The sequence below is a fragment of the Dellaglioa sp. CoH-57-MRSF-20 genome, assembly GCF_056781955.1.
Map to the genome: position 1 here is coordinate 1 of NZ_JBXAXV010000158.1, position 376 is coordinate 376.

Here is a 376-nt window from a genome sequence, read left to right on the forward strand (position 1 = left end):
CGAGTTCGAGCGGGCCGTTCCCGACTGCGGCGCGCACCACACGCCGGACACGCTGCGCGAGACCCGGGTCGTACTTGACCTCGGGTTCACTGACCTTGATACCGGCCTGCGCGTCCAGCACGTCCATCACCACGTCGTACACCTGATCCCATTGCTGAATCTTTTGCGACGAGAATGCAATGTTGTACTTTTCGCCCAGAATCTGCGCAATCTCATCACGCGGCGAGTCCAGCTTGATATCTTCCATCCAGTCCTCGATACGTGCCGAATCATCGACAGAATACAGCTCACTGATGTCGTTCAGAATGTTTCGAACACGCGGGTCCGCACGGAGGGCCTTGAGATGCACGATGCTAGTAGCCACGGAGCGCGGGGT

1 protein-coding gene is annotated in these 376 nt (G+C 58.5%); it reads right to left on the reverse strand.

The window, feature by feature from the left end:
* The coding region (locus AC1RPN_RS08600) for a hypothetical protein (protein ID WP_481763776.1) at positions 1 to 376 on the reverse strand (376 nt) is incomplete at both ends.